Origin of the sequence: Microbacterium sp. NPDC060117 (genome assembly GCF_042729315.1) — a bacterium.
In the GTDB taxonomy this organism is placed as follows: Bacteria; Actinomycetota; Actinomycetes; order Actinomycetales; family Microbacteriaceae; genus Microbacterium.
Genome location: NZ_JBHWXR010000003.1, coordinates 716,064 through 741,689, shown reverse-complemented (window position 1 = coordinate 741,689; position 25,626 = coordinate 716,064). Strand labels below are relative to the sequence as shown.

The window sequence follows — 25,626 nt, the reverse complement described above, 5'->3', positions numbered from 1 at the left end:
GACACCCGGCTCGGCGTGAGGCTCCGGTTCAGAGCGCCCGGGCGACGTAGACCATTCCGCCCTCGCGGCGGATCTCGCTCATGCCCGACCGCGCCAGCACCGCGAGAGAGTCGAGATTCGTCTCCTCGGTATCGGCGATCGCGCGTACCGCCCCGTGATCGGCCGCGATGCGCAGGCCCTCCGTGACAGCAGCCGTCGCGAGGCCGCGTCCGCGGGCGGCGGGGATCAACCCGTACCCGAACTCCACCGTTCCGGACTCGTCCGGCGGACCGAAGAAGCCGAATCCGCCGACTGCCATGCCCTCGTCATCACGGATGGCGTAGAGCGTGAAGACCGCATCAGCCTCCTCGCGAGCGGCGAGCGACCGCAACGGCACCAGCTCGTCCTCGAACGGGTACTCGGGGTGCCAGTCGTCGCCCGACCGCTCCTCGCGGGCGACGATCCGCGCCGCGAGCGCGGGATCGATCGGATCCAGTCTCATCCCGCTAGCGCAGCAGGAGGTTCGGCTGCAGCAGGTACTTGAACGAGTCGAGGCCGGCCGCGTCGACCGAGGTCTGGCTCGTGATCAGCACCGGGCTGAGCTTGTTCGCATTGTCCGAGGACGTGAACGTGACGCGCACGAACTCGCTCTTGAGCGCGCCGAGCGCCTCGAGCAGGTACTGCGGGTTCAAGCCCAGCGTCACCTCTTCGCCGTTGAGGTGCGCGTCGACGGATTCGGACGCACGGGCCTGCTCGCCGCCGGAGGCGTCCATGGTCACATCCGACGTGTCGAACGTGAAGCGCAGCGGTGCGGAGCGGTCCAGCACGAGCGCGACACGGCGCACGGCCTCGGTGAGGTCGGCGGTGTTCACCACGGCGTGGTGGTCGGTCTGCTCCGGGAAAAGACGGCGGACCGGGGGGAAGTTGCCCTTGATGAGCAGCGACGTGACGGTCTTGTTGCCCGCCGTGAACGCGATGATCTCGCGGTCACCGGCGCCCGAGAACGAGATCTGGATGGTGCCGGCGTGACCGAAGGTCTTGCCGACCTCCTGCAGCGTGCGGGCAGGCACGAGCGCCGTCTGCTCCACGGCCTCTCCGTCCCACGGCACGTCGCGCAGCGACACCCGGTAACGGTCCGTGGCGACGAGGCTCAGCGTGTTCTCGCCGACCTCGAGCTGCACGCCGGTGAGCACGGGCGTGACGTCGTCGCGGGATGCGGCGAAGGCGACCTGGGCGATCGCGGTGCCGAAGTCCTCGGCGGGCACGACGCCGCTGGTGCCGGACACCTCCGGGATCGAGGGATACTCCTCGACGGGCATGGCGGCGAGGGTGAAGCGGGCGGATCCGCAGCGCACGGCGATGCCGCCGTCCTCCTCGACCGAGATCTCGATCGGCGCATTGGGCAGGCGGCTGGCGATGTCGGACAGCAGACGACCGTGCACGAGAATCGTGCCGGGCTCGTCCACCGTGGCCTCGATGGTCGTGCGGGCGGACGCCTCGTAGTCGAACGCCGAGAGCGTGAGCCCTTCGTCACCGGCCTCGATCAGCACACCGGCCAGGATCGGCTGCGGGTTGCGCTGCGGCAGCAGCTTGACGACGAAGGACACAGCTTCGCTGAAGACATCGCGATTGACCTGGAACCTCACGGCGCTCCTCCGTCGACTCGATGCGGAGAATGACATGCTTCTCCGCCCCTTGGCACACACCAGGGGATCCCATGCTAATGCCACGCGGTGTCAGGTCCAGGTCGAAGTGCTCCGGATTGGGATCCATCCCCAGCCGAGCAGTGGGTGGTGATCGATGGACCGAGATTCGAAAGGAGTTCTTAACGGTGTTAACGCCTGTGGATACTGTGGATAAGTCTGGGGATGCTTTGCGGCTCTAGGGAACTACAGACGTGTGAGTTGTGGAGACCCTGCGGAAACAGTGGGGTCTCGGGCTGTCCTCTGCCGATCCGGTTCACCGAGTTATCCACAGATCGGGGTCCTGATGGGGATTCCACGCCGTCGCGATCCCGAGATATCCCCAAGTTATCCACATGTGGACTTCCGGGCGGGGCGGATGCCAGAATTCGCGCCGCTGACGCGGAAGGGTCGCTGACGGCGCTCCTGCGATCGCGGAGAGGGGGTCCCGTGCGGGGAGGGATCCGTGCGGAGGGTCAGCGCCGGCTGAGCTGGGCGGTGATCTCGGTGACCTGGTTGAAGATGGCGCGGCGCTCCTTCATGAGCTCGCTGATCTTCTTGTACGCGTACATCACGGTGGTGTGGTCGCGGTTGCCGAAGAGCTGGCCGATCTTCGGGAGGGAGAGGTTGGTGCGCTCCCGGCACAGGTACATCGCGATCTGCCGTGCGGTCGCGATCTGCTGCGACCGGCTGGATCCGTAGAGGTCGTCTTCGCTGAGCTTGAAGTAGTTCGCCGTCGTGGTGATGATGTCGGTCGGCGAGATGATGCTGTCCTCGTCCTGATCGACGATGTCGCGCAGCGCGGTCTGCGCGGTGGCGATGTCGAGCGCGGAGCGGTTCAGGTTGGCGAACGCGGTGGCGCGGATGAGCGCGCCCTCGAGTTCGCGGATGTTGGACGACACCTTCGTGGCGATGTACTCGAGCACGTCGTCCGGCACGTGCAGCTGCTCGCTCTGCGCCTTCTTGCGCAGGATCGCGATGCGCGTCTCGAGGTCGGGCGCCTGCACATCGGTGATGAGGCCCCACTCGAACCGGCTGCGCATGCGCTCCTCGAAGCCGGTGAGGTGCTTCGGCGGCAGATCGCTGGTGATCACGACCTGCTTGTTGTGATCGTGCAGCTGGTTGAAGGTGTGGAAGAACGCCTCCTGCGTCTCCGCCCGGCCCTGCAGGAACTGGATGTCGTCGATCATCAGGATGTCGACTTCGCGATAGCGCGCCTGGAAGGCGGATCCGCGGTTGTTCGCGATCGAGTTGATGAAGTCGTTCGTGAACTCCTCGCTCGACACGTAACGCACCTTGACCCCGGCGTACAGCGACTGGGCGTAGTCGCCGATCGCGTGCAGCAGGTGCGTCTTGCCCAGGCCCGGTCCGCCGTAGATGAACAGCGGGTTGTAGGCCTTGGCCGGCGCCTCGGCCACGGCCACGGCGGCGGCGTGCGCGAAGCGGTTGGACTGGCCGATGACGAAGTTGTCGAAGACGTACTTGGGATTCAGCCGCGACTCATGCCGGATCGGGGTCGGCTGCTGCTCGATGGGGGATTCGATCCGGGCGTTCTCCTGCCGACCCGGTGCGAAGTCGGAGACCGGGATCGGGACGGTCTGCTGCTCCACCATGTCGTGGTTGACCGTGACACGGAAAGACGTGACCTCGTCGCCGATGCGGGCGAGCGCTTCCATGATCGGCAGCCGGAGGCGCTTGTTGATCTGCCCCGCGGTGAGGTCGTTCGGGACCTCCAGGTAGAGAGTCGCTGTCATGACACCCGCCGGGACGGCGAGGTTGAGGAAGCCCTGCAGAGGAGCGGAGACGCGCTCGTCTCGGGCCAGTTCCGCGAGAAGTTCGTCCCAGATGGGGACTTCGGACTCTGCGGCTGCGGACATGGTTCCCCCGGGCGACTCGGCACAGCGGGCGAACATGGACACGCTGCCTGTGGATAACTGCTCGTGCCACGGTAGTCAGCCTGGGCCGCGAGGGCAACCTGCGACTGGGAACGGGCGACGGCGTGTCCCTGTTGAAGGATCCCTCCACAGATGTGGATAATGGTCCTTTCGCCTGCTCGGTTTGCGATGTCGGGGTCGACGTCGTAGCCTTAATCGGTTGACTTATGCCATTTCGGCAGTCTTTGTCCACCGTCTCCGGCCGCATCGATCCCGGTGACAGCTTCCCTTCCCCGGAGAAATCATGAGCAAGCGCACTTTCCAGCCCAACAACCGTCGTCGCGCCAAGAAGCACGGCTTCCGTGCCCGCATGCGCACCCGCGCCGGCCGCGCCATCCTTTCGGCACGCCGCACGAAGGGCCGTGTCGAGCTCTCGGCGTAATCCGTGCTCGCCCGCCCGCATCGCCTCGTCCGCGGGTCCGACTACCGCACGGTGGTTCGGCGCGGGCGACGATACGGCGGGCCGCGACTGGTCGTCTCGGTGCTCGACACCGGTGAGCAGCGACCCGTGCGCTTCGGCTTCATCGTGAGCAAGCAGGTGGGGAACGCCGTGATCCGGAACACCGTCCGACGACGGTTGAAGGACGCATGCGCCCGTCAGCTCCCGCTGCGGGACGGCGTCGACATCGTCATCCGCGCCTTGCCCTCCGCGGCGGAGGCGCCTTTCGTCGAACTGCTGTCGGACCTGGACCGGGCAGTCGACAGGGGCGTGCGATGAGCGCCCTGCCGGCGTACTCGCGGGGGACCGCCCACCTGCACGCTGCGGATGTGCTCCGAGCTGTGCCGCTGGTGCCGCGGAATCTGGCGCTGGGATTCCTCACCGCCTACCGCGCTCTGGTCTCGCCGCTGTACGGCGATGTCTGTGCGTACTATCCCAGCTGTTCCGCCTACGCTGTAGGAGCGGTGCAGCAGCACGGCGCGGTGAAGGGCGCAGGCCTCTCGGCGTGGCGGATCCTGCGCTGCAATCCCTGGAGCCACGGCGGTGTGGACGACGTGCCGCCGCACAAGAACTTCCGACACGCCCTCACGCCTCGAGGATTCGTCGTACCCTCCCGAAAGGACTGATCAGTGGGTTCCGACCTCCTGTTTGCCGCGTCTACGACGCCCGCTGCCTCGAGCGGAGGCTTCGATCTGCTCGGCATCGTCATGTGGCCGTTCAAGGCGCTGGTCGAGGCGATCCTCGTCGCCTGGCATTGGCTGTTCACCGCGATCGGTCTCCCGGGCGCTGCCGGCCTCACTTGGGTCCTGTCGATCGTCGGGCTTGTGCTGGTCATCCGCGCCGCGGTGTTCCCGCTCTTCGTGCGCCAGATCAAGAGCCAGCGCAAGATGATGGAAATCGCTCCTGAACTGAAGAAAGTTCAGGAGAAGTACAAGGGCAAGCGCGACCAGCTGAGTCGCGAGGCGATGAGTCGCGAGACCATGGCGCTGTACAAGAAGCACGGCACGACGCCGATGTCGAGCTGTCTTCCGCTCCTGGTGCAGATGCCCTTCCTGCTCGGCATGTTCTACACGCTCAGCGATGTGAAGAAGCACGCCATCGCGGGCGAGGGCGGCGTATGGCTGCTGACGAAGCAGCTGACTAAGCAGTTCTACGATGCGACGCTGTTCGGGGTCGCTCCGCTGCACACCAGCCTCACCGACGCGGTTCAGCAGAAGCCGGCCGGCTGGGAGACCACGGTCGCGATCCTCGTCGTCCTGGTGATCCTCATGATCGGATCCCAGTTCTTCACGCAGCTGCAGATCATCTCCAAGAACCTGTCGCCCGAGGCCAAGACCGGCCAGGCGTACCAGATGCAGAAGATCATGCTGTACATCCTGCCCCTGGGCTTCATCTTCTCGGGTCTGTTCTTCCCGCTCGGCGTCGTCATCTACTGGTTCATCAGCAACCTGTGGACGATGGGCCAGCAGTTCCTCGTGCTCCGCGAGATGCCGACTCCCGGATCCGATGCCGCCAAGGCTCGGGAGGAGCGTCTCGCCCGCAAGGGGAAGGCGATCAACTCCGAGGGCAAGGTCGTGCCGAAGGCCGCCTACGACGCGGAGCAGCAGAAGATGCTGGAGGATGCGGAGCGCCTTCGTGCGCAGCAGCCCAAGCGGCAGCAGCCCAAGAGCGCCAAGCGTGCCAAGAAGGATCAGGACAGCGCCAAGAAGGACTCTGAGAAGAACGTGAACGGAGAAAAGGCATGACCGAGCACGACGTCGCCGAGCCGACCGTCTCCGATCTCGAGCACGAGGGCGACGTCGCGGCGGACTTCATCGAGGGTCTTCTCGACATCGCCGACATCGACGGCGACCTGACTCTGGACGTGAAGCAGGGGCGGGCGTACGTCTCGGTCGAGGCGGAGGGCGACGGTCTGCGTCTGCTGTCGGCGCCCGACACCGTGCAGGCGCTGCAGGAGCTCACCAGGCTCGCGGTGCAGAGCAGCACCGGGTCCTTCTCGCGCGTGATCCTCGACGTCGCCGGTTCCCGCGATGCACGTCGCACGCAGCTCGAGCGCCTGGTCGATTCGGCTGTGGCGAAGCTCGATGAGGGAGCCTCCCAGGCGTCGCTGCCCTCGATGTCCAGCTACGAGCGCAAGCTGGTGCACGACATCGTGGCGGAGCGAGGCCTGATCTCGGAGTCCTACGGCGACGGTCCGACCCGCCACACCGTGATCCGCCGGCACTGACGTTTCACGTGAAACATGTCTGAACCCGTGTCGACCGAGCTCGAGACCGAACCCGCGGCTGCAGAGGCTCTCTTCGGCGGCCGGATCGAGCTGGCTCGCGCCTTCACTGCGGCGCTCGCCGAGCAGGGGGAGGAGCGTGGCCTGATCGGCCCGCTCGAGGTGCCGCGGCTGTGGACCCGGCACATCCTCAACAGCGCGATCGCCGCGCCACTGTTCCATGGCCGCGTCGCTGATGTCGGATCCGGCGCGGGCTTGCCCGGCATCGTGCTCGCGATCGCGCGCCCGGACGTGCAGTTCACACTCATCGAACCGATGGAGCGCCGCGTCGCGTGGCTCGATGAGCAGGTCTCATCGCTGGGGCTGTCGAATGCGACCATCGTGCGCGGCCGGGCGGAAGAAGTCGGGCTCAGTGGGACCTTCGACATGGTGACCGCGCGCGCTGTGAGCGCTCTGCGGACGCTGCTTCCATGGACCGCGCCCCTCGCGCGCAGCGAGGGAGAGCTCGCGCTGCTCAAGGGCGTCAACGCCGAGAACGAGATCACCGCGGCGCAGAAGCAGATCCGGAAGTTCCTGCTCAGCGACGTGCGCGTGGAGATCCTTGGTGAGGGCGTCCTGGCCGAGACGACGCGCGTGCTGCGCGCGACCGTTCGCGGCTGACCCTCGCTCAGGCCGTTCCTCGCGGCCTTCTTGTGAAACGCGGCTCTGCATCCGGAGCCCGGGCTGCGGGAGGTGAGGTCCACGAATCGGCGGGTTCCTTCCCGCTTCGCGGGCCCGCCCGATATTCGTGGACCCACCTCCCTCCGGCCTCCCCTCCGCGTCAGATCCACTTCAGTTGCGCGTGAATGACGGAGTGATCCGTGAAAGGCCGTGGATACGTTTCACGTGAAACGTCGCTGGCCGGACGGAATGAATGCGAGGCGCCCGGGTTTGGTCTGGGAGAGACGGGTCCAGGTTGCACTCGCGCGGCGGAGCATGATCCCATGGTCAGAGTGCGGATCGGGCCACCAGTGGGTGCTGCAATCGATCAGGTCCAGGGATGCACCCAGAGGGTCGCACTCCGTGGCCTTCCGAGCAACAGGGGATCGGCATCGTGGCGGACTGCGCGGTGCGGTGATGGGGAGGGTGCGCTGGGCGGGATTCCCCCGATGCGCATGCAAGGCGCCGCACAGCAGACGCAGTCCACACCTCGCGCCGGATCTCCGGCCCACGCCAGGATCTTCATGCCCGCGCAGGACTTCGGGCTTGTGTCGCGCCGTTTCACGTGAAACACCGCGTTTCGGTTTCCCCGCCCAGTAGCAGCCCTCAATGAGGAGTGCGCAGGAGTGCGGGAGTCACCAATTGGGGGACGGACCCGCGCAGCCGGAAGCAACCTATCGATTCGTGACTGGCGCACTCCGAAGCCGGTGCGTGCGACGCATGATGAGTGCGCAGCCCGGGTGATGTTCCCTCGCAGGGCAGGGCGCAGGCTTGTGCGGATGAAGAATCTTGGGAGGGTCCCGCGAAGCGGGAAGGAACCCACCGATTCGTCATCCGCACATCCCGTAGCCCGAGTGCGCCCCGCGCAGTAAGCGCGCGGCCAGGCCAACGTTGACGGACGACGGATCCCGAGTGTGCAACGAATGAACCGTTGCCAGCAGACCCGGGAGCCGATGTTTCACGTGAAACATCGCTCGGATTCACCGATGGGAGCGGGGATTGTCGGTCACGCAAGTTAGAGTGGAGATTCCGTCGCTTCCCCGTCGGAGATCGTCGAAAGGAGTGGATGTTTCACGTGAAACAGTCCTCAAGCACCTCGACTGCTGGATACGGCGTGGACACCCCCCTGGCCCGGGAACTCGCGGATCTGACCGCTCGCCGCAAGGCGCTGGAAGACGTCTCCGTCCGTTTCGACGGGCCGACCCGTGTCTTCACGATCTCGAACCAGAAGGGCGGGGTCGGCAAGACCACGACCGCCGTCAACATCGCCGCGGCCATGGCTGATCTCGGAGCCAAAGTGCTCGTGATCGACCTGGATCCGCAGGGGAACGCGTCCACGGCGCTGGGTGTCCCGCACACGGCGGACCTGCAGAGCATCTATGACGTGCTGATCAGTGACGTTCCGCTCGCCGATGTCGTGCGGGTCAGCCCCGAATCCCCGGATCTTCTCTGTGCTCCGAGCACGATCCATCTCGCCGGCGCTGAGATCGAGCTCGTCTCGCAGGTCGCACGCGAACACCGGCTGCGCACCGCGCTCAACGACTACCTTGCCGTGCACCCCGCCGACGTCGTGATCATCGACTGCCCGCCGTCGCTGGGCCTGCTCACGATCAACGCCTTCACTGCGGCGACCGAGGTCATGATCCCCATCCAGTGCGAGTACTACGCGCTGGAGGGTCTGAGCCAGCTTCTCGGCAACATCCGCATGATCCAGAAGCATCTGAATCCCGAGCTCACGATGTCGACCATCCTCTTGACGATGTTCGACGGGCGCACCCGACTCGCACAGCAGGTCGCGGAGGAGGTGCGGGGACATTTCCCGCAGGAGGTGTTGGAGACGGTGATCCCGCGTTCGGTGCGTGTCTCCGAGGCACCGAGTTTCGGGCAGACGGTGATCGCCTATGACGGGCAGTCGGTGGGCGCGGTCGCCTACAGAGAAGCAGCAGTGGAGATCGCCCGTCGGGCGAGCGAAGAGAACGAGAAGGGGCACTGATGGCCAAACGCACAGGACTCGGCCGGGGGATCGGTGCACTCATCCCCACTTCGGATGCCACGGAGCGGCCTGTCGACGTGTTCTTCCCCGGCGCACGCATCGAATCAGTCACTGAGCCCGCCCCCGCCACGCCGGCAGCCGAGCCGGCGGAGGATCTCGTCGCTGTTCCCGGTGCCCGCCTGATCCGTGTGAATCCGCACGACATCGTTCCGAACCCGCGACAGCCGCGTATCCACTTCAACGAGGATGATCTCGCGGAACTCGTGCACAGCGTGCGCGAGTTCGGGGTGCTGCAGCCCGTGGTCGTGCGCCAGAACGACGAGGGCAAGTACGAGCTGATCATGGGCGAGCGGCGTACCCGCGCTGCCCGGGAGGCTGGACTGGACTCCATCCCCGCGATCCTGCGGGAGACGGCGGACGAGGACCTGCTTCGCGACGCGCTGCTGGAGAACCTGCACCGTTCGCAGCTGAACCCGCTGGAGGAGGCGTCTGCCTATCAGCAGCTCCTCGAGGACTTCGGCATCACCCAGGAGGCGCTCGCGAATCGCATCGGACGGTCCCGGCCGCAGGTCAGTAACACGATCCGCCTCCTGAAACTGCCCGTTCCCGTGCAGCAGCGGGTGGCGGCGGGGGTGCTGTCAGCCGGGCATGCGAGGGCGATCCTCTCGCTCGACGATGCTGATCTCATGCAGCGCCTGGCGGACAAGATCGTGAACGAGGATCTCTCGGTGCGCGCGACTGAGGAAGCGGCGAAGACCGTCGCCGCGGCAGGCACAGTCGCCAAGTCGGTGAAGCCGCAGGCCGGCGCGCGTCGGGCCTACCTGGATGACGTGGCCGGCAAGCTCGGCGACCGACTGAACACCCGCGTACAGATCGCTCTGGGAGCTCGGAAAGGCCAGGTCAAGATCGAATTCGCCTCGATCCAGGATCTCAATCGGATCCTCTCGGAGCTCGGGGAGCAGGGCTTCGGTTCCTGACGGACCGCACGACCCGACCCGTCTGCTCCTGCGAAGGCCCGGTGACGATCTGCACATGCGGATCCTCCGGGCCTTCGTCGATCCTGCGCCGCGTAGGCTGGAGGGGTGAACGAATCCCCGACCCGTCGAGCCAGCCTCGAAGTGCTGCGCGCCGAAGCGGCGGACGAGCTTGCAGTCCTCGTACAGGAGCGCTTGCTGGGGGGAGAGGACCCGTGGGAGTTCATGGAGGAGCTCCCCAGCGTGGACGAGCTGGTCGTCTTCCTGCTGCGCGCTGATGAGATCGTGGAGAACGGGGGCATTCGCCCCGACGAGGCTCGGAACTTCGAGGTCCTCCGCCGCATTGCTCTGGACTACTCGGAGCTCACCCCGGTCGTGTGGAGTCTGCTCGGCGACGGCCCGAAGTACCGTCGCTGGGATCTTCTCGCCGACGATGCGCGATCCTGACACCACTGGCGCGTTTCACGTGAAACATCGGTCCCGTACGGCGGTGTCGCCCGCCGCGACCACATGTGTGCGCGACATCTGACCGAGAGTCGCGGGTCAGGGGCGCCCATTGTTCCCGATGACGTCAGCGAGCTCCTGAACCCGGGCCGGATCCACGTCCCGGGCGAGCGCCACATAGTGGTCCATGATTGACGGTCGATAGCGCACCGGTAACGTCTGGCCCGGTGCAAGTCGGGTGAGCTCGGTGATCGTGAGACCCTCGTCCGCGATTCCTCGGAACGTGTGGCCATCGACGGTCGTCACGTCGAGCATCAGGACCACCCGCGGATTGTTGTTGACCTCGCGCCAGTCGACGAGCACACCGAGCGCAAGAGTCCCTGTGCGCAGCTCGGCGTTGCGTCGGCGCGCGTCCTTGTCGAGGAGCGGATTCGGGGCGACGCCGGGGAAGTCGGGTCCGACACCGAGCGATTCCCGACTCAGGTCGGGCCTGAGCTGCCCCATCAGATCGTCGAGCCTCTTCCGTGAACCGAACATCCACACCCCTCCCTCGCACGACACGCGTGAAACCGCTGGTCCGTCTCACCGCGATTGTACGGTGCATCGGTTCCTCGGCGTCGCCGTTCTGGGCGCAAGGAGCCCTGCCTCGGTGAGAGATCATCACCGATCCACCGTCGAACAGGAGCGCAAAAGTGAACACCGGAGCCCTCACCTCCATGGGTGCCGCCCGACGTGTTCCACGTGAAACGACCGTTCACAACGTCGAGCGCGCGTGCGTCGGGTGGAGATGTTTCACGTGAAACTGTCGGCCTCGTAGAGTGCGCGGAATCGAACCACGGTGCGAAACGCGGCCGCACCGGGATGCATGAAGAGGGGAGGGGCAGGTGCGAGAGCAGGAGCAGGGCGTCGTGCCGGACTTCGTCGGGACGACCGCGCACATCGCGATCGAGCACGCCGCCGACAATCGGATCCTTCTCACGGGCGATGATCTGGCCGGAGCCAGTCTGCACGCCCGGACGTGGCCAGGGCCCTACGGGGTGACGGCGCAAGACGTCGCACCCGGCACGCTCGTCGAATTCGGGTCCCGTGTCGTGGTGACCTATGCCGTCGCGGGCGGCACTCGCAGCGGTGCCGGAATCACGCCCGTCGACGCTCCGCCTGCACCGTCTCAGCACGCGGGACGGCAGTCCGTGGAGAGCGACCGGACCTCGTTCTGACCGAAACGGGCCAGGAACGACGAAGCCCGCCCTCCTGGAGGAGAGCAGGCTTCGAGGCTGTGTGGCGGATCAGCCGAGGAAGGCGGCCAGATCCTGCTCGAGCGCGAACTTCGGCTTGGCGCCGATGATCGTGGTCTTGACCTCGCCACCCTGGAAGACCTTCATCGCCGGGATCGACGTGATCTGGTACTTCATGGCGAGATCGGGGTTCTCGTCCACGTTGAGCTTGAGGATGGTGAGCTTGTCGGCGTTCTCGGCCTGGATCTGGTCCAGGACGGGCGCGACCATACGACACGGACCGCACCACTCGGCCCAGAAGTCGACCAGAACGGCGCCATCGGCCTGAAGCACGTCCTGCTCCCAGGTCGCCTGGCTGGTTGCCTTGGCAGTCATGATTCTCCTTTGTGAAAGCGTGAGACGCTCAGATGCGTCAACAGTGAGAGGGGCTGAAGTGTTCCCGCGGCTCAGACGAGAGCCGGCTCTGCGGCGGTTCCGTCCGAGAGTGCGGCGAGGAAGTGCTCGACATCCAGCGCCGCGACGGTGCCGGACCCGGCTGCCGTGATCGCCTGACGGTAGGTCGGGTCGATGACATCGCCGGCGGCGAAGACGCCCGGCACGGAGGTACGCGAGGTGCGGCCGTCGACCCAGATGGTGCCCTCGGCGGTGAGATCGAGCTTGCCGTGCACGAGGTGCGTGCGCGGGTCGTTGCCGATGGCGATGAACAAGCCGTCGACGGGGAGGTCCGTGGTGCTGCCGTCGACCGTGTTGCGCAGGCGCACGCCCGTGGTGGCGTCATCGCCGAGGACCTCCTCGACGGCGCTGTTCCAGATGAACTCGATCTTCTCGTTCGCGAAGGCGCGCTCCTGCATGATCTTGGAGGCGCGGAGCGAGTCCTTGCGGTGGATGATGTAGACCTTCGACGCGAACTTCGTGAGGAAGGTCGCCTCCTCCATCGCCGAGTCGCCACCGCCGACGACCGCGATCGTGCGCTCGCGGAAGAAGAAGCCGTCGCAGGTCGCGCACCAGGAGACGCCGTGGCCGGAGAGTCGCTCCTCACCGGGGATGCCGAGCGTGCGATAGGCGGATCCGGTCGCGTAGATGACCGACGCCGCCTCGAGCACGGTGCCGCTGCCGAGCGTGACCTTCTTGACCTCGCCGTCGAGCTCGAGCTCGGTGACGTCGTCGTAGAGGACCTCGGTGCCGAACCGCTCGGCCTGTTCCTGCATCTTGGCCATCAGGTCGGGACCCTGGATGCCCTCGGGGAAGCCGGGGAAGTTCTCCACCTCGGTGGTCTTCATCAGCTCGCCGCCGACCTCGACCGAGCTCGCCACGAGCACCGGGTTCAGGTTGGCCCGAGCCGCGTAGATCGCCGCGGTGAAACCCGCCGGTCCCGAACCGATGATGATGACCTGTCGCATTGCTTCTCCTTGCTGTCGCACGCTTCAACACATGGTACCGGCGCGGCATTCCGCGGGCCTGGACGTTGCCCGCCGTCCTCTGCCAGCCCGCGATGCGAAAGGGAGGCCGCTGCCGCGCCCGGCGGGCGCGCTAGGTCCGGTCGCCAGGAACGTCCACGATGCGGGTCGCGCCGTAGACGGGGGAGAGGGACCCGGCCGACAGCGCGGCGAGATCGTCGGCGAGCTCCTCCCTGGCGGCCGGCGGGATCCACAGCGCGAAGGTCGCGGCAGCGCCGTAGGCCACGTCGCCGAAGGACGCGCCGTGCGTCGCGGCCCAGTCGCGCAGCGCGTTGTCGATGCGCCCGGCGTCGGCGTGCGGTACGTCGACGCGCGCCTCGAGCAGCTCACGACGGTGCAGCAGCACTGCGTCGTCCAGCGCCTCGGAGACTGCGGTCGAGTACGCGCGGATCAGCCCTCCGGCGCCCAGCTTCACACCGCCGAAGTAGCGGGTGACGACCGCGACCACGTCGGTGAGGCCGCGCCGACGCAGAACCTCGAGCATCGGGATCCCGGCAGTTGCGGAGGGCTCGCCATCATCGGAGGACCGCGCCTGATCCCCGTTCACCCCGGTGACCATCGCCGTGCAGTTGTGGCGGGCATCCCAGTACTGCCGGCGGACAGAGGCGATGACCTCCTCCGCCTCCGCGACGGACCGGACCGGCACGAGGTGGGCGATGAAGCGCGACTTCTTCACGACGAGCTCACGCGTGACGGGGGCGGCGATCGTGTCGGGGTGCATGCGCGTCATGATGGCAGATCGATCCGGGAGGCGCGCGGCGCTCACCTCGAAGGGAGGAGCCGGCGGGCGACGCTCTTCAGCGCGTCGAGTTCGGGGGCGCGCAGGAGGGCGAGGATGCCGATATAGACGATCAGCACGGGGATCGCGATGATCGCGGCGGCGATCGCTCCGGTGAGCTGGTTGGAGGTGGTCCACCCTTGAGCCCCGCCGAGGAGAAGGAATACGCCCCAGCCTGCGGCTCCGGCAGGGACGGCGGCGAGTGCGAAGCGGCCGATGGCCAAGACCCACGTCATTGTGCCGATGCCTCCGAGTCGACGATGCAGGAGCCACGTGGCGAGAATCGTCTGGACGATGCTGGAGATCGATTGTCCCAGCGCGATAGCCGCGGCGAGGTGTTCGATCGCGATGATGTGACCTGCGACGAGGGCGCTCGCGCCGAACGTCGTGGAGACGATGAGTGTGCACTGGACAAGCGTGAACAAGAAGGGCGTGCGCGTATCCCCATACGCATAGAACGTGCGCTGCACGATGAAGAGAACGCCGAGCGGAATGAGCGCGACGAGGTAGGCGAGCAGCACCAGAGCGGTCGCGGGCGCGTCATCGCGTGCGACGGTGAAGACGCGAGATGCCGGGATCACCGCAGCAACGACTGCAGCAAGTGCACCCATCAGGAAGAAGCCGAGAGTGCGAATGGATCGTGCGATGTCGCTGCGTACTTCGTCATCGTCCCCGGCATGCGCATGCTCGCTCAGCTGCGTGAAGTATGGCGTGCCGATCGACATCACGATGACCGAATACGGGAGCATGAAGACGAGCCAGGCGTAACTCATGACCGCGACGGAAGGACCGTCGCCCGACGCGTCGATCGCGACGCGGTTCTGAAGGATGCCGGCTGTAAGACTCATCAGGGCCATGAGCAGCGTCCAGCCGGCCATGCGCCCGACATTGCCGAGGCCGACCCCGCGCCAACCGAAATCCGGGCGCAGGTTCAAACCGGTCCGGGGCCAGAACGCGAAGAGCATCGCGGCCTGGACTGCGATCGCGCCCGTGACGGTGGCGCCCAACCAGGCGATCCGATCGGGCGTCCATTGGTGCACCTCTGCGAGCGGGGAACCGAACATGGCACCGATGGCGAGGAAGCCGGCGATGGACACGATGTTGTTGGCGACTGGAGCCCAGGTGAACGGGCCGAAGATGCGCCGGGCGTTCAACGTCTCCCCGACAAGCGAATAAATACCGTAGAAGAAGATCTGGGGCAGACACCAGTAGGACAACGCGATGGCGAGTGCCTGCTGCTCGGCGGGCGCGGTTCCCATGGTGATCCACACCAGCCACGGTGCGCAGAGCATCGCGATTGCCGTTGTGATCAGCAGCACGACCGTCCCAAGGGTGAACAGCTTTGAGATGAACGCGTTGCCGCGGTCTGAGTGAGTCGTCGCCTGAACGATCTGCGGCACGATGACGGCGGTGAGCACGCCCACGGAGATGATCGAATAGACATCGTTCGGCAGCTGGTTGGCGACGTTGAAGGCATCGGCTGCCGGAGCTCGGTTGGCGCCGATCACGCCGACCAGCACGATGGTGCGCAGCAGGCCGGTGATGCGGGACACCATCGTGCCCGCCGCCAGCAGGGCGCTGGCTCGGCCGAGGCTACTCATTCGTCTCCTTGTCGACCGAAGGGGATCCGGACTTCCCCTCCGTCAGGGAGTCCTCGTCCTTGGGAGTCTCCGGCTGATGCCCATCCGCGCCGCCGTCGGATGCCTCCATGCCGTCTGCGGCATGCTTCTCCGCGGCGGCCCTGCGGCGGCGGACGGTGCGGAAGATGCCCGCGCCGATGAGCAGCACGCCCAGGCTTCCGAACACGATGAGGCCGATGGTCTCCCACTCGGCACGGATCGTGAGCCGCGCGGTCTGCGCCGGCCCGATCGCGACGCCGGTCGGACTGGTCAGAGTCATGGTGAGGGTGAGTTCGGTGTTGGCCACGTGCGACTCGAGCGGCAGGCGGACCCGCGTCGTGCTCGAGGGCTGCGCCTCGACGTCGGTCGTCGCGGGCACGTCGATGCGGCTGTCGCTGGAGGAGACGTTGAGCCTTACGCGCACCGGATAGGGGAGGTCATTGCGCACCCACACGGGCACGTCGACCTTCGGACTGATCAGGATCGGGTTGGACGGCTGGATCCCGACGGCATTCAGCGTCTTCTGTGTCGCGGTGCGATGCGTGCCGAGGGCTGCGGCGAAGTCGTCGGCGGTCGTGTGCACTCCCACGCCGAGCAGGCGCAGCATCGAGATGCGCTCGCGCACGGTGAGGTCTGCGGGACGCACCAGGATCGTGGCGAACTGGGCCAGGCGGCCCGCGTCCTCGTTCAGGACGGTCACGGCGGCGGCGCGATCCTCGGCCGACTCCGTCGCCATCGCGAGGTCGGCGGGAGGGCTGGACAGCACGCGATCCAGCCGCCCGTCCTGGCCGCCGCTGAACGCGGTGATCGCGCTGGACAGTGCCTCCTGCGACCGCGCTCCGGTGCGGGAGAGCCCGGCGAGCACCGTGGACCCCGGAGCATCGAACCAGAGCATGGCGTTCGCCTCGGTCAGCGCGTCGCCGCGCGCTGCCGCGTCGGACTGGCCGGCCGCCGCACTCAGCGCCTCGGACACGGCCTCGTCGCTGACGAGCACGGACGTGCCTCCCACGACGCCGCGCGAGGAGACCGGCGCGTCCTGCGCACCCGCGGTGAAGGATGTGGAGGGCAGGATCGGCACGGTTCCGGCGCCCGCAGGGCCGTAATGCGACATCGTCGCCACCTGCCCGGCGGTGACCTGGCCGCGCGGCCACAGGATGTCGGTACGGGCCCCCGCGATCGCGTCGGGTGCGGCAGGGTTCTGGGAGGGGGTCGATGTCGATGTCGATGTCGGCGTCGGAGAGGGGGTCGTCGGGGTCTTGCCGGCCGGGTTCAGGAACGGCTCGAAGTCGTCGACGGTGAGCGGCGAGCTCAGCCCGGCCGCGGCCTGGGCCGTGGCATCCGCGTCGCCGAACTGCAGGGTGAAGCGCTCGTTGGGCAGCGCCTCGAGCCGGGCCAGCCAGGCGGTCGCCGTGGCGGGCGCGCCCGCACCGAGAACGCGGATCGCGGCCGGGATGGACGGATCGACGGCGAGCACGGCGGGAGTGCCGGCGACGCCGTTCAACTGCGCGGTGAGCGCGCCGGCGGGTGCGGTGAGGGCGGTCAGCTCCGCGGGGCTCAGGAGATCGCCGGCGGGGGTCGCCGTGATGGGTACGACCGTGACGACCGTGGCCGGCGCCCCCTGCGCGACCACCAGCGCGCTGCGCGCGGGGGTCGGAGCCGGTGCGTCGGCGGCCGGCGGGGTCGCCTCGAACCGCGCCTGCAGCGGGTAGACCCCCGGTGCGAGCGCGCCGACGTCGCCCGCGGGGACCACGATCTGGGTGCGCGAGGTGCCCTCCGCGTCCAGCACCGTGGTGCGCACGTCGCCGATCGGGCTGAGTGCGGGTGCGTCGCCGGATCCGTCCAGCCAGGCGCCCGCGGCACGACGATCACCGAGCGCGGTGCGCCCCAGTTCCAGGTGCACGGTGCCCGCGCCGAGACCGGTGGTGGCGTCGTTGCGGAGCGTGAGCGTCGTGGTCAGCGGTGACCCTGATGCGTAGGTGCCGTTCCCGTCCGGCTGCAGTGAGAGCTGAACACCCGCATGCTGCGGGGTCTGCGTCGGGCTCGGGGTGGGCGTCTCCGCCGCCGCGGCGGGGGACAGCGCGGCCAGCGGGAGCACCAGACCCACCGCGACGGCGAAGGCCCCGGCGGCGCGGCGCAGGCGGAGGCGCAGGGGTGCTGATTCGGTCTGGGTCGCAGTCATCGGGGATCCGTCGGGCGCACGCGGCGCATTCAGTGCTGGCCCTGAGATTCTAGGCGGCGCGCAGGGCCGATCCCTGGAGGCGGGCAGGGTGCGACCCCGCTTCCGCTTTTCGGCGTCGTTGAGCGGGCCCGTGCCAGCAGGTCGGCAGTGCGGGGGCGTTGAGCGAGCGAGCGCAGCGAGGAGGGAGACGAAACGGGGTTCCCCTGCGAAACGGCGTTTCGTCACTTCGACTCACTGCGCTCGCTCAGTACGGCGCTCGGTCGCCTGCGGCGTCCTCGCTCAACGATCCCGGGGGGAGGTCGGCCGACCTCCCCGACCACCCGCGATTTCGGGGAGACCGCGCAGCCCCCGCGTAGGCTGGCGCCGTGGTCCGACACCTCCTGCCCCGCCCCGATTCCGTGCTCTGCGCGGCGCTCGCCGCCGACCTCGACGCCGCCGACCTGCGCTCCGAGCCGTTGCGGACCGCGTGGGGTGCGGAGGCCGACGACGCCCTCGCCCGGGGCGTCCGCTCGCCGCTGCTCGCGGCCATCGAGGGGCGCACCGATGCCCTGGCCACGCTCGGCCGCCTGTTCGTGCTGGGCATGCCGCAGCCGGAGGCCGATGTCGCAGCGGCGCTCGCGCGCACCGGCGTCGACGGGCTCGAGACCCTGGGGCTCGGCTACCGCGATGACGGCGTCGTGGTGCCGGCTGCTCTGATCCGTCCGCAGTCCTTCGCCGACGCGGACGGGGTCGGCGAGTGGTGGATCGCCAGCGACCTCGACGAACTGGCCCTGCACCACATGGACGGGGGCGGCGCACTGCCGCCCGACCATGTGCTCGGCGTCGGCGGTGCCTCGCGCACCCTCGCTTCGCTCGTCATGCCGCTCGAGGTCGAGCGTGCGCTCGACCTCGGCACGGGATGCGGAATACAGGCGCTGCTCGTCTCCCGGCACGCCGGATCCGTCGTCGCCACCGACATCTCGGCGCGAGCCCTCGCCTACGCCGAGTTGAACGCCATGCTCGCGGGCGTGCACAACATCGAGTTCCGTCAGGGCAGCATGTTCGAGCCGGTCGCGGACGAGAGCTTCGGGCTCATCGTGTCGAACCCGCCGTTCGTGATCACGCCGCGCGGTGCCGACGTCCCCGAGTACGAGTACCGCGACGGTGGACTCGTGGGCGACGCGCTCGTCGAGGCGTTCGTGGCGCAGGCGCCCGCGCATCTCGTGCCCGGCGGCTCCGCGCAGCTGCTCGGCAACTGGGAGTCGATCGGATCGTTGCTAGGCCTCCGTCGTCTGGAGTCCTGGATCGCCCCCGACCTGGACGCCTGGGTCGTGCAGCGCGAGACGCTGTCGCCGCTCGGCTATGCGGAGCTGTGGATCCGCGACGGCGGCACGACGCCGCGTGACGCCGCATTCGAACCGCTGCTGGACGCGTGGCTCGCCGACTTCGCCGCCCGCGGCGTGACCGAGATCGGATTCGGATACGTGCTGATCCGCCGACCTGCCGGGGTGGACTCCGGCGCGCCGGCGAACCCGCTGCGCCGCTTCGAGACGCTCACCCAGCCGGTGACGAGTGCCGGCCGGGCGTTCCGCGACGGGCTGGCCGGGCACGATGCACTCGCCGACGGCGTCCCGGCGGTGCTGCTCGTCGCGCCCGACGTGACCGAGGCGCGCCATCACCTGCCGGGCCAGGAGGCGCCGAGCGTGATCGAACTGCGCCAGGGCGGGGGATTCGGGCGCACGGTTTCGGTCGACCCCGCGCTCGCCGGCTTCGTCGGCGCGTGCGACGGCGACCTCACCGTCGTCCAGATCGTGTCCGCGCTCGCCGACCTGTTCGAGGTTCCTCTCGCCGACCTCTGGGCCGACCTCGAGCCGCGCCTGCGCGTGCTCGTGACCGACGGCTTCCTGATCCCCGCCGAGCACTGAAAGGGAATGCATGTCCGGATCCATGCGTTTGAATGAATCATGAAGGCTTTCGGATTCCTCTCGTTCGGGCACTACGGCGATGTGCCGGGGTCGACGACCCGCACGGCCGGCGACATGCTGCGCCAGACGATCGAAATCGCCGAGGGCGCCGACGAGATCGGCGTCAACGGCGCGTACGTGCGCGTGCACCACTGGGCCCGCCAGGCGGCGTCGCCCATGCCGCTGCTGAGCGCGATGGCCGCGCGCACGAGGCGCATCGAGGTCGGTACCGGCGTCATCGACATGCGGTACGAGAATCCGTTCCAGTTCGCCGAGGAGGCAGCGGCGCTCGACTGGATCGCCGACGGGCGCATCGCCCTCGGCGTCAGCCGCGGCTCACCCGAGACCGCGCTGCGCGGCTACGAGACGTTCGGCTTCCACGACGAGGAGGATCCCGAGCGCGGCGGCGTGATGGCCCGCGAGAAGTTCGACTTGTTCCTGCAGGTGATCGACGGGGCCGGCGTGGCACCCGGTGACCCGCGCATGGTGGGCGCAGGCCGGTACCTGGCGATCGAGCCGCAGTCGCCGACGCTGCGCGACCACATCTGGTGGGGAGCGGGTTCCCGCGCCACCGCGGAGGAGACCGGACGCAAGGGCCTGAACCTGATGAGCTCCACTTTGCTCACCGAGGCGACGGGCCAACCGTTCCACGAGCTGCAGCGGGAGCAGATCGACCTGTTCCGCGCCGCCTACAAGGAGGCCGGTCACAGCGGTGCGCCCCGCGTGTCGGTGAGCCGCAGCGTGTTCCCGCTGATCACCGACCAGGACCGCGCCTACTTCGGGCTGCGCAGCGAGGAGAGCGGCGATCAGGTCGGCGTGATCGACGGCTTCCGCTCGACGTTCGGCAAGACCTATGCGGCTGAGCCCGATGTGCTCATCGCGCAGCTGAAGCAGGACGAGGCCGTGATGGCGGCGGACACCCTCATGCTGACGATCCCGAACCAGCTCGGACCCGAGTACAACCTGCACGTGCTGCAGGCGTTCGCCGAGCACGTGGCGCCGTCGCTGGGCTGGAAGGCGAACACCGAGGGTCCGGTGCAGGGCGACGCTGTCTGAGCCTCCGTCTACATTCGGGAGCATGCAGACGCGAGTCGAGTTCGACCAGCTGTCCGAGAGCTACGCGCAGAACCGCTTTCCGGCCGACGCCACCGTGCAGGACATGAGGGACGCGTTCGCGCGCGGCGCCGTCCTGCCACCGACGGGGGTCGTCTCCGCCCGGCGTCAGCTGGGAGGCCGGCCCGCGATCGAGCTGCGCCCGGAGGGCGCCGGGGACGGGATCCTGCTCTATCTGCACGGCGGCGGGTACGTCCTCGGATCCGCGGAGACCGGGGTCGGAATGGCAGCGGGGCTCGCGGTGCGCACGGACACGACGGCGTACTCGCTCGAGTACCGGCTGGGCCCGGAGAACCGGTTCCCCGCGGCGGTGGACGACGCGCTCGCCGCGTACGCCGACCTCGTCGAGCGCCACGGTGCCGATCGTCTGCTCATCGCCGGCGACTCGGCGGGAGGCGGACTCGCGGTGGCCACGCTCATCGCCGCGCGAGAGGCCGGGCTCGAGATGCCGGTCGCGGCGGCCGTCTTCTCCCCGCACACCGACCTCACCCTGAGCGGCGCATCGTTCCGCGGGCGTGACGGGGACGATCCGCTGTTCCGCCCGGCCGACATCGCGGCGTCCGTGCGCCGCTACCTCCCGGAGGACGACACCGTCCGTGCGGCCCGCTCACCGCTGGCGAGCCCCGTCTTCGCTGATCTGAGCGGGCTCCCGCCGCTGCTGATCCAGGTGGGCAGCAGAGAGCTGCTGCACGACGATGCGCTCCGTCTCGCCGTGAACGCCGCCCACGCCGACGTCGACGTGACCCTGGAGTCGGCTGCGCGGGCTCCGCACAACTATCAGACGGCGGTGGGAAGGCTCGCCGCGGCCGATCGCGCCCTCGATCGCGCCGCCGTCTTCCTGGCCGAGCGTCTCGGGGAACGCGCCGTCATGCAGGAGGCCTGATCCGGGCGGATCCGGAACGCCGGAGATGCGGGTTGCCTGCCGCGTTCCCGTTGCACCGGCTGACCGGTCGACCTCAGTCCTCCTCGGGGGCGCCGAACAGGCCCTTGCCGTGCTTGTGCAGCAGGTTGTACGCGTCCATGAACGTCTGCGGCTCCTGGTCCTCCGGCAGTCCGTAGCGCGCGAGCAGCAGACCCAGCAGCCCCTGGGCAGGCGGGGTCAGCGGCTTTCCGGCGTGGGCGTGCGCGGGGTGCGGTGCCTTCGCCTCCGGATTCGGCGGCGTGTACAGAGAGGTCGTCACGGGCCAGTCCGCGGGGTGGCGGGGCTTGTCCAGGTTGATGATCTGGAACAGATCGTTGGCGGTCGCGTCCCGGCGGGTGAGCGGCTTCAGGCCGTGCAGGCGGGTGAGCGTCGCGATCACGGATCCGTGATGCATCTGGTCGTTCACGATGGTGCCCTTGCGGGTGTACGCGGACACGGCGATCGCGGGCACCCGGCAGCCGAGGCGGTCGAACTCGAAGCCCATCTCGCCCGTGCCGGAGTTGTCCGGCGGCGTGGCCTTCGGGGGCACGACGTGGTCGTACGTGCCGCCGTGCTCGTCGAACGTGATCAGCAGCAGCGTGTTGATCGCGTTGGATCCCTTCGTGGACCTGCTCGTGCGGATCGCATCGTAGATGTCGTGCACGAGGTCATCACCGGCGCGCACGTCCGAGAACGCGCTGTTGATGACGTCGGATCCGTCCACATCGCTCTGCCGACGCGCCCCGAACGGCGGGTGGAAGTCGTTGTGGTTGTAGATCATGCGCGGTTCGATGAAGGAGTAGGCGGGCAGCTCGCCGTGCTCGACGTCCGCGTAGAAGTCGTCCATGGTGCCGAAGTGCTCGGTGCGCCAGAACTTCTCCAGCACCGGTGCGTGCAGCACACCGGTGAAGGAGACCATCTGCAGCTCGTCGAAGTAGACCTTCCACGTCAGGCCTGCCTCCTCGAGACGGTTGAAGATCGTCGGAGACTTCGGCGCGTTCAGCCACTTGTCGTAATCGCCGCCCTCGTGGTTCGTGACGAAGCCGTGCGAGGTCGATGCGTTGAAGAACGTGCGGTTGCAGAAGGTCTGCGACGGCACCGCGCAGAACCAGTGGTCGAACACGGCGAACTCGCGCGCGAGGGTCGAGACGGTCGGCAGCATCTCGGGCGAGAAGGAGCCCATGATGCGCTTGCGCTCGTCCTCGCTGGGCTCCTTGCCGTGCTTCAGGCGCATCAGGTTCACCTGGTAGTCGGTGACGAAGCCGCTCATGGTCGGCTCCTGGCCGTCCTCGGGGTGGTTGTACGGGGCCTGGAAGCCGCCGTCGTACAGGTCGGCGTTCTCGGCCGGGTTGATCACGTTGTACAGCTGGGTGTTGACGTGCGGATACATCTCGCCCGGATCCGGATCCGGCCAGGTCATGATCTGGTCGGTCGGACCCTCGTAGACATGGGCGTCGTAGCGGACGCCGTCGAGCTCGTTGTAGTACTCGCCGAAGTCGAGGCCCTCGAAGTCCTTTCCCTCGGGCAGGTTCTCCTTCGTATAGAGGTAGCCGAGCAGGTTGTCGAAGGATCGGTTCTCGCCCATGACCACCACGATGTGGTCGAACCCCGGTGCGTGCCGCGGTGCGAGCGCGCCGTAGTCCTCCAGCGCCTCCTCGAAGCCGTTGCGCTGGCCGAGGGCGTAGCCGGCCGCAGCGCCTGCGCCGCCGCCGACGACCGCCCCCGCAGCGGTCAGGCCGCCGATGCGCAGGAAGTCGCGGCGGGACCGGGAGCGCCCCTCGAGCACTCCGTCGTCGGTGCCGTCCGCGCCGTCCCCGCCGTTCTCCGGCAGGCCGCCCGCATTCTCCCGCGCGTCAGCGGAACCGTCGGCCGGGTGGGATGATCCGTCGCCGGGGGCAGGGGAGCTCTTGCGTCTGACCATGCCGCGATCCTACTGACGGGACGCCGCCCCCGGATCGCGTCCGGCGTCCCGATAGGGTCGGAGCATGACCGGTCCCGCAGACTACTCGACCGAGGCGCAGGTGCGCCGGATCACCGAGGAGTTCGCCCGCAGGCGTGCCCGCATGTTCGTGGCGTTCGCGTGCATCGAGGGCGCAGTGCTGGTCGGCGCCGTCGTCGTGGTCTACGTGCTCAAGCTCGTCGACCCCGACCTCGGCATGTGGATCATGATCGCGGTCGCACTCCTCGGAGCGCTGGTGCTCAGCACCATGATCATCCGGCAGATGCAGGCCCAGCAGCAGGCGATCCGCGACGTGGGCGGCACGACGTTCCCGGGATCCACCGGCCCGACCTTCTGAGGACGGCCGCTCGCGACCGGATCCGCGTGCGCGGCAGGGCCTGCCCTTCGACCGGTCGCAGCGCCGGTTCCTGAACGAGCGGATCCGCCTGCTCGGCATCGGCCGAGCCCACCCCGGTACCCTGGAGACCATGCTCAACATGGCCGATTCCCTCGCGCGCCTGGGCGCCCTCGCTGAGAATCCGGTCGTGCGGACCCTGGCCACGGCGTTCGCCGACGCCGGTTTCGACCTCGCCGTGGTCGGCGGCCCCGTGCGCGATGCGCTGCTCGGCAGGCCCACGCACGACCTCGACTTCACCACGAACGCCCGCCCGGACGACATCCTCCGCATCGTGAAGCCCATCTCGACCACGCAGTGGGACATCGGCCGTGAGTTCGGAACGATCGGCGCCAAGGTGCCCTCGCCCGGCGGTCCTTCCGAGCAGGTCGAGATCACCACCTACCGCGCCGATGCCTATGACGGCGTCACGCGCAAGCCCGTCGTGTCGTTCGGTGACGACATCGACGGCGACCTCGTGCGCCGTGACTTCACGGTCAACGCCATGGCGTTCCTCGTCCCGCAGCAGCGGCTCGTGGATCCGACTGGGGGAGTCGAGGACCTGCTCGCGGGCCTGCTGCGCACCCCCACCGCCCCCGAGGTGAGCTTCGGCGACGACCCGCTGCGCATGCTCCGTGCGGCCCGGTTCAGCGCCCAGCTCGGCTTCGGCATCGAGGACGGCACGCTCGCCGCGATGGGCGAGTTGCGGTCGACGCTGAGCATGGTGAGCCCGGAGCGCGTGCAGGCGGAGCTGATCCGCCTGCTGCAGTCCGACGACCCGGTGCGCGGCATCCGCGTCCTCGTCGACACCGGGCTCGTCGACGAGTTCCTGCCCGAGGTGAGCGCGCTCAGACTGGAGGTCGACGAGCACCATCACCACAAGGACGTCTACGAGCACTCGCTCACGGCGCTGGAGCAGGCGATCGCGCTCGAGCACGCCCGCCACCCCGGCGAGCCGGCCGATGCCGTGCTGCGACTCGCCGTGCTGCTGCACGACATCGGCAAGCCCAGCACACGCAGGCTCGAGCCCGGGGGAGCGGTGAGCTTCCATCACCACGACGTCGTGGGTTCCCGTCTGGCGCGCAAGCGCATGCAGGCGCTGCGATTCGACAAGGAATCGACCGACGCGGTGGCGAAGCTCATCGAGCTGCACCTGCGCTTCTTCGGCTACGCCGAGGGTGCCTGGACCGATTCGGCGGTGCGGCGCTACGTGCGCGACGCGGGGGACCAGCTGGAACGGCTGCACATCCTCACCCGTGCCGACGTCACCACGCGCAACAGACGCAAGGCCTCCCGTCTCGCCGCGGCCTACGACGACATCGAGGCACGGATCACGGCCCTCCGCGAGCAGGAGGAGATCGACGCGATCCGCCCGGAACTCGACGGCAACGACGTGCAGCGGATCCTCGGTATCTCCCCGGGCCGCGAGGTCGGCGAGGCGTACCGGTTCCTGCTCGAGCTGCGCCTCGACGAAGGGGTCATCGGCCCCGAGGCCGCCGAGAAGCGCCTGCGCGACTGGTGGGCTGCGCGGGACTGAGGCTCTTTGCGCGTCCGGCCGACTGACCCTCCATGCGGTCACGTCGTCCACTCCGCACCGGTGCGAAGCTCAGTCGATTTGCGGTGCCTCCGACGGGGCTTGACGCTGTTGCGCGGGATCGACGGAGTTCGGGCCGGTCGGACTCCCACCGCCGTGGCCGTGC

General features: G+C 68.2%; 25 protein-coding genes. 15 read left to right on the top strand and 10 right to left on the bottom strand.

All coding sequences use genetic code 11. The features are described from left to right. Window positions 1-28: 28 nt before the first annotated feature. The 3 genes from ACFWCK_RS15180 to dnaA all read right to left on the bottom strand — a co-directional run bounded on the left by ACFWCK_RS15180 (window position 29) and on the right by dnaA (window position 3,538). Window positions 29-481: a GNAT family N-acetyltransferase gene (locus tag ACFWCK_RS15180; RefSeq protein ID WP_378806659.1), complete on the bottom strand. Its 453-nt coding sequence runs from the start codon at window positions 479-481 to the stop codon at window positions 29-31. Window positions 482-485: 4 nt separating this feature from the next. Further along, window positions 486-1,625, bottom strand: coding sequence for a DNA polymerase III subunit beta (dnaN, locus tag ACFWCK_RS15175; protein ID WP_233310827.1), 1,140 nt, complete (start codon window positions 1,623-1,625; stop codon window positions 486-488). A 512-nt stretch (window positions 1,626-2,137) separates the two neighbouring features. Beyond that, on the bottom strand, window positions 2,138-3,538 hold the full coding sequence (gene dnaA, locus ACFWCK_RS15170) for a chromosomal replication initiator protein DnaA (RefSeq protein ID WP_233310828.1): 1,401 nt from the start codon (window positions 3,536-3,538) through the stop codon (window positions 2,138-2,140). 301 nt (window positions 3,539-3,839) lie between these two features. On the opposite strand from dnaA, the gene rpmH reads away from it, so the two are divergent. The 9 genes from rpmH to ACFWCK_RS15125 all read left to right on the top strand — a co-directional run bounded on the left by rpmH (window position 3,840) and on the right by ACFWCK_RS15125 (window position 10,371). Further along, complete coding sequence (rpmH, locus tag ACFWCK_RS15165) at window positions 3,840-3,977, top strand: 50S ribosomal protein L34 (RefSeq protein WP_105689046.1); 138 nt, start codon at window positions 3,840-3,842, stop codon at window positions 3,975-3,977. A gap of 3 nt (window positions 3,978-3,980) precedes the next feature. Further along, complete coding sequence (gene rnpA, locus ACFWCK_RS15160) at window positions 3,981-4,313, top strand: ribonuclease P protein component (RefSeq protein WP_378806658.1); 333 nt, start codon at window positions 3,981-3,983, stop codon at window positions 4,311-4,313. After that, complete coding sequence (gene yidD, locus ACFWCK_RS15155; protein ID WP_233310830.1) at window positions 4,310-4,660, top strand: membrane protein insertion efficiency factor YidD; 351 nt, start codon at window positions 4,310-4,312, stop codon at window positions 4,658-4,660. The genes rnpA and yidD overlap by 4 nt, the downstream gene beginning before the upstream one ends. A 3-nt stretch (window positions 4,661-4,663) precedes the next feature. After that, window positions 4,664-5,779, top strand: coding sequence for a membrane protein insertase YidC (yidC, locus tag ACFWCK_RS15150; RefSeq protein WP_378806656.1), 1,116 nt, complete (start codon window positions 4,664-4,666; stop codon window positions 5,777-5,779). Then, window positions 5,776-6,261, top strand: coding sequence for a R3H domain-containing nucleic acid-binding protein (locus ACFWCK_RS15145; protein WP_233310832.1), 486 nt, complete (start codon window positions 5,776-5,778; stop codon window positions 6,259-6,261). Before yidC ends, ACFWCK_RS15145 begins: the two co-directional genes overlap by 4 nt. Window positions 6,262-6,276: 15 nt before the next feature. Continuing rightward, window positions 6,277-6,918: a 16S rRNA (guanine(527)-N(7))-methyltransferase RsmG gene (rsmG, locus tag ACFWCK_RS15140; RefSeq protein ID WP_378806655.1), complete on the top strand. Its 642-nt coding sequence runs from the start codon at window positions 6,277-6,279 to the stop codon at window positions 6,916-6,918. A gap of 1,105 nt (window positions 6,919-8,023) precedes the next feature. Continuing rightward, the gene (locus tag ACFWCK_RS15135; RefSeq protein WP_378806653.1) at window positions 8,024-8,950 is read left to right on the top strand and encodes a ParA family protein; all 927 of its coding nucleotides are present in this window, start codon (window positions 8,024-8,026) and stop codon (window positions 8,948-8,950) included. Continuing rightward, window positions 8,950-9,927, top strand: coding sequence for a ParB/RepB/Spo0J family partition protein (locus tag ACFWCK_RS15130; protein ID WP_378806652.1), 978 nt, complete (start codon window positions 8,950-8,952; stop codon window positions 9,925-9,927). Before ACFWCK_RS15135 ends, ACFWCK_RS15130 begins: the two co-directional genes overlap by 1 nt. Window positions 9,928-10,032: 105 nt before the next feature. Then, complete coding sequence (locus tag ACFWCK_RS15125; RefSeq protein WP_378806651.1) at window positions 10,033-10,371, top strand: tryptophan synthase subunit alpha; 339 nt, start codon at window positions 10,033-10,035, stop codon at window positions 10,369-10,371. A 96-nt stretch (window positions 10,372-10,467) separates the two neighbouring features. On the opposite strand, the gene ACFWCK_RS15120 is transcribed toward ACFWCK_RS15125, so the two are convergent. Then, window positions 10,468-10,905: a hypothetical protein gene (locus ACFWCK_RS15120; protein ID WP_378806649.1), complete on the bottom strand. Its 438-nt coding sequence runs from the start codon at window positions 10,903-10,905 to the stop codon at window positions 10,468-10,470. A 347-nt stretch (window positions 10,906-11,252) separates the two neighbouring features. On the opposite strand from ACFWCK_RS15120, the gene ACFWCK_RS15115 reads away from it, so the two are divergent. Further along, window positions 11,253-11,585: a hypothetical protein gene (locus ACFWCK_RS15115; RefSeq protein WP_378806648.1), complete on the top strand. Its 333-nt coding sequence runs from the start codon at window positions 11,253-11,255 to the stop codon at window positions 11,583-11,585. 69 nt (window positions 11,586-11,654) lie between these two features. On the opposite strand, the gene trxA is transcribed toward ACFWCK_RS15115, so the two are convergent. From trxA to ACFWCK_RS15090, 5 genes are all read right to left on the bottom strand, one after another. Further along, window positions 11,655-11,978 carry a thioredoxin gene (trxA, locus tag ACFWCK_RS15110; RefSeq protein ID WP_378806647.1) on the bottom strand — a complete coding sequence of 108 codons (324 nt, stop codon included), beginning with the start codon at window positions 11,976-11,978 and terminating at the stop codon, window positions 11,655-11,657. A 71-nt stretch (window positions 11,979-12,049) separates the two neighbouring features. Continuing rightward, window positions 12,050-13,003, bottom strand: a complete 954-nt coding sequence (gene trxB / locus ACFWCK_RS15105) for a thioredoxin-disulfide reductase (protein ID WP_233310839.1) — start codon at window positions 13,001-13,003, stop codon at window positions 12,050-12,052. Window positions 13,004-13,133: 130 nt separating this feature from the next. Then, window positions 13,134-13,781 carry an IMPACT family protein gene (locus ACFWCK_RS15100; protein ID WP_378806645.1) on the bottom strand — a complete coding sequence of 216 codons (648 nt, stop codon included), beginning with the start codon at window positions 13,779-13,781 and terminating at the stop codon, window positions 13,134-13,136. Window positions 13,782-13,822: 41 nt separating this feature from the next. Next, window positions 13,823-15,439: a murein biosynthesis integral membrane protein MurJ gene (gene murJ, locus ACFWCK_RS15095; protein ID WP_378806644.1), complete on the bottom strand. Its 1,617-nt coding sequence runs from the start codon at window positions 15,437-15,439 to the stop codon at window positions 13,823-13,825. Then, entirely contained in the window at window positions 15,432-17,636 is a 2,205-nt protein-coding gene (locus tag ACFWCK_RS15090) for a DUF6049 family protein (RefSeq protein WP_378806643.1), read from the bottom strand. Before ACFWCK_RS15090 ends, murJ begins: the two co-directional genes overlap by 8 nt. A 365-nt stretch (window positions 17,637-18,001) precedes the next feature. Between ACFWCK_RS15090 and ACFWCK_RS15085 the strand changes: the two genes are divergently transcribed. Genes ACFWCK_RS15085 through ACFWCK_RS15075 form a run of 3 tightly spaced genes read left to right on the top strand, consistent with a single transcriptional unit; the run spans window position 18,002 to window position 21,575 of the window. After that, window positions 18,002-19,540 (top strand): methyltransferase, encoded by a 1,539-nt coding sequence (locus ACFWCK_RS15085; protein WP_378806641.1) that lies wholly within the window; start codon window positions 18,002-18,004, stop codon window positions 19,538-19,540. Window positions 19,541-19,579: 39 nt separating this feature from the next. Next, window positions 19,580-20,635, top strand: coding sequence for an LLM class flavin-dependent oxidoreductase (locus ACFWCK_RS15080; RefSeq protein WP_378806640.1), 1,056 nt, complete (start codon window positions 19,580-19,582; stop codon window positions 20,633-20,635). A 22-nt stretch (window positions 20,636-20,657) separates the two neighbouring features. Further along, complete coding sequence (locus tag ACFWCK_RS15075; protein WP_378806639.1) at window positions 20,658-21,575, top strand: alpha/beta hydrolase; 918 nt, start codon at window positions 20,658-20,660, stop codon at window positions 21,573-21,575. 73 nt (window positions 21,576-21,648) lie between these two features. Here ACFWCK_RS15075 and ACFWCK_RS15070 read toward each other — a convergent pair whose 3' ends face one another. Next, window positions 21,649-23,514 carry an alkaline phosphatase family protein gene (locus ACFWCK_RS15070; RefSeq protein WP_378806637.1) on the bottom strand — a complete coding sequence of 622 codons (1,866 nt, stop codon included), beginning with the start codon at window positions 23,512-23,514 and terminating at the stop codon, window positions 21,649-21,651. A gap of 64 nt (window positions 23,515-23,578) precedes the next feature. On the opposite strand from ACFWCK_RS15070, the gene ACFWCK_RS15065 reads away from it, so the two are divergent. Further along, window positions 23,579-23,890, top strand: coding sequence for a hypothetical protein (locus ACFWCK_RS15065; protein WP_378806636.1), 312 nt, complete (start codon window positions 23,579-23,581; stop codon window positions 23,888-23,890). Window positions 23,891-24,020: 130 nt separating this feature from the next. Beyond that, a complete protein-coding gene (locus ACFWCK_RS15060; RefSeq protein ID WP_378806635.1) occupies window positions 24,021-25,463 on the top strand; it encodes a CCA tRNA nucleotidyltransferase in 1,443 nt (480 codons plus the stop codon). Window positions 25,464-25,626: the final 163 nt, after the last annotated feature.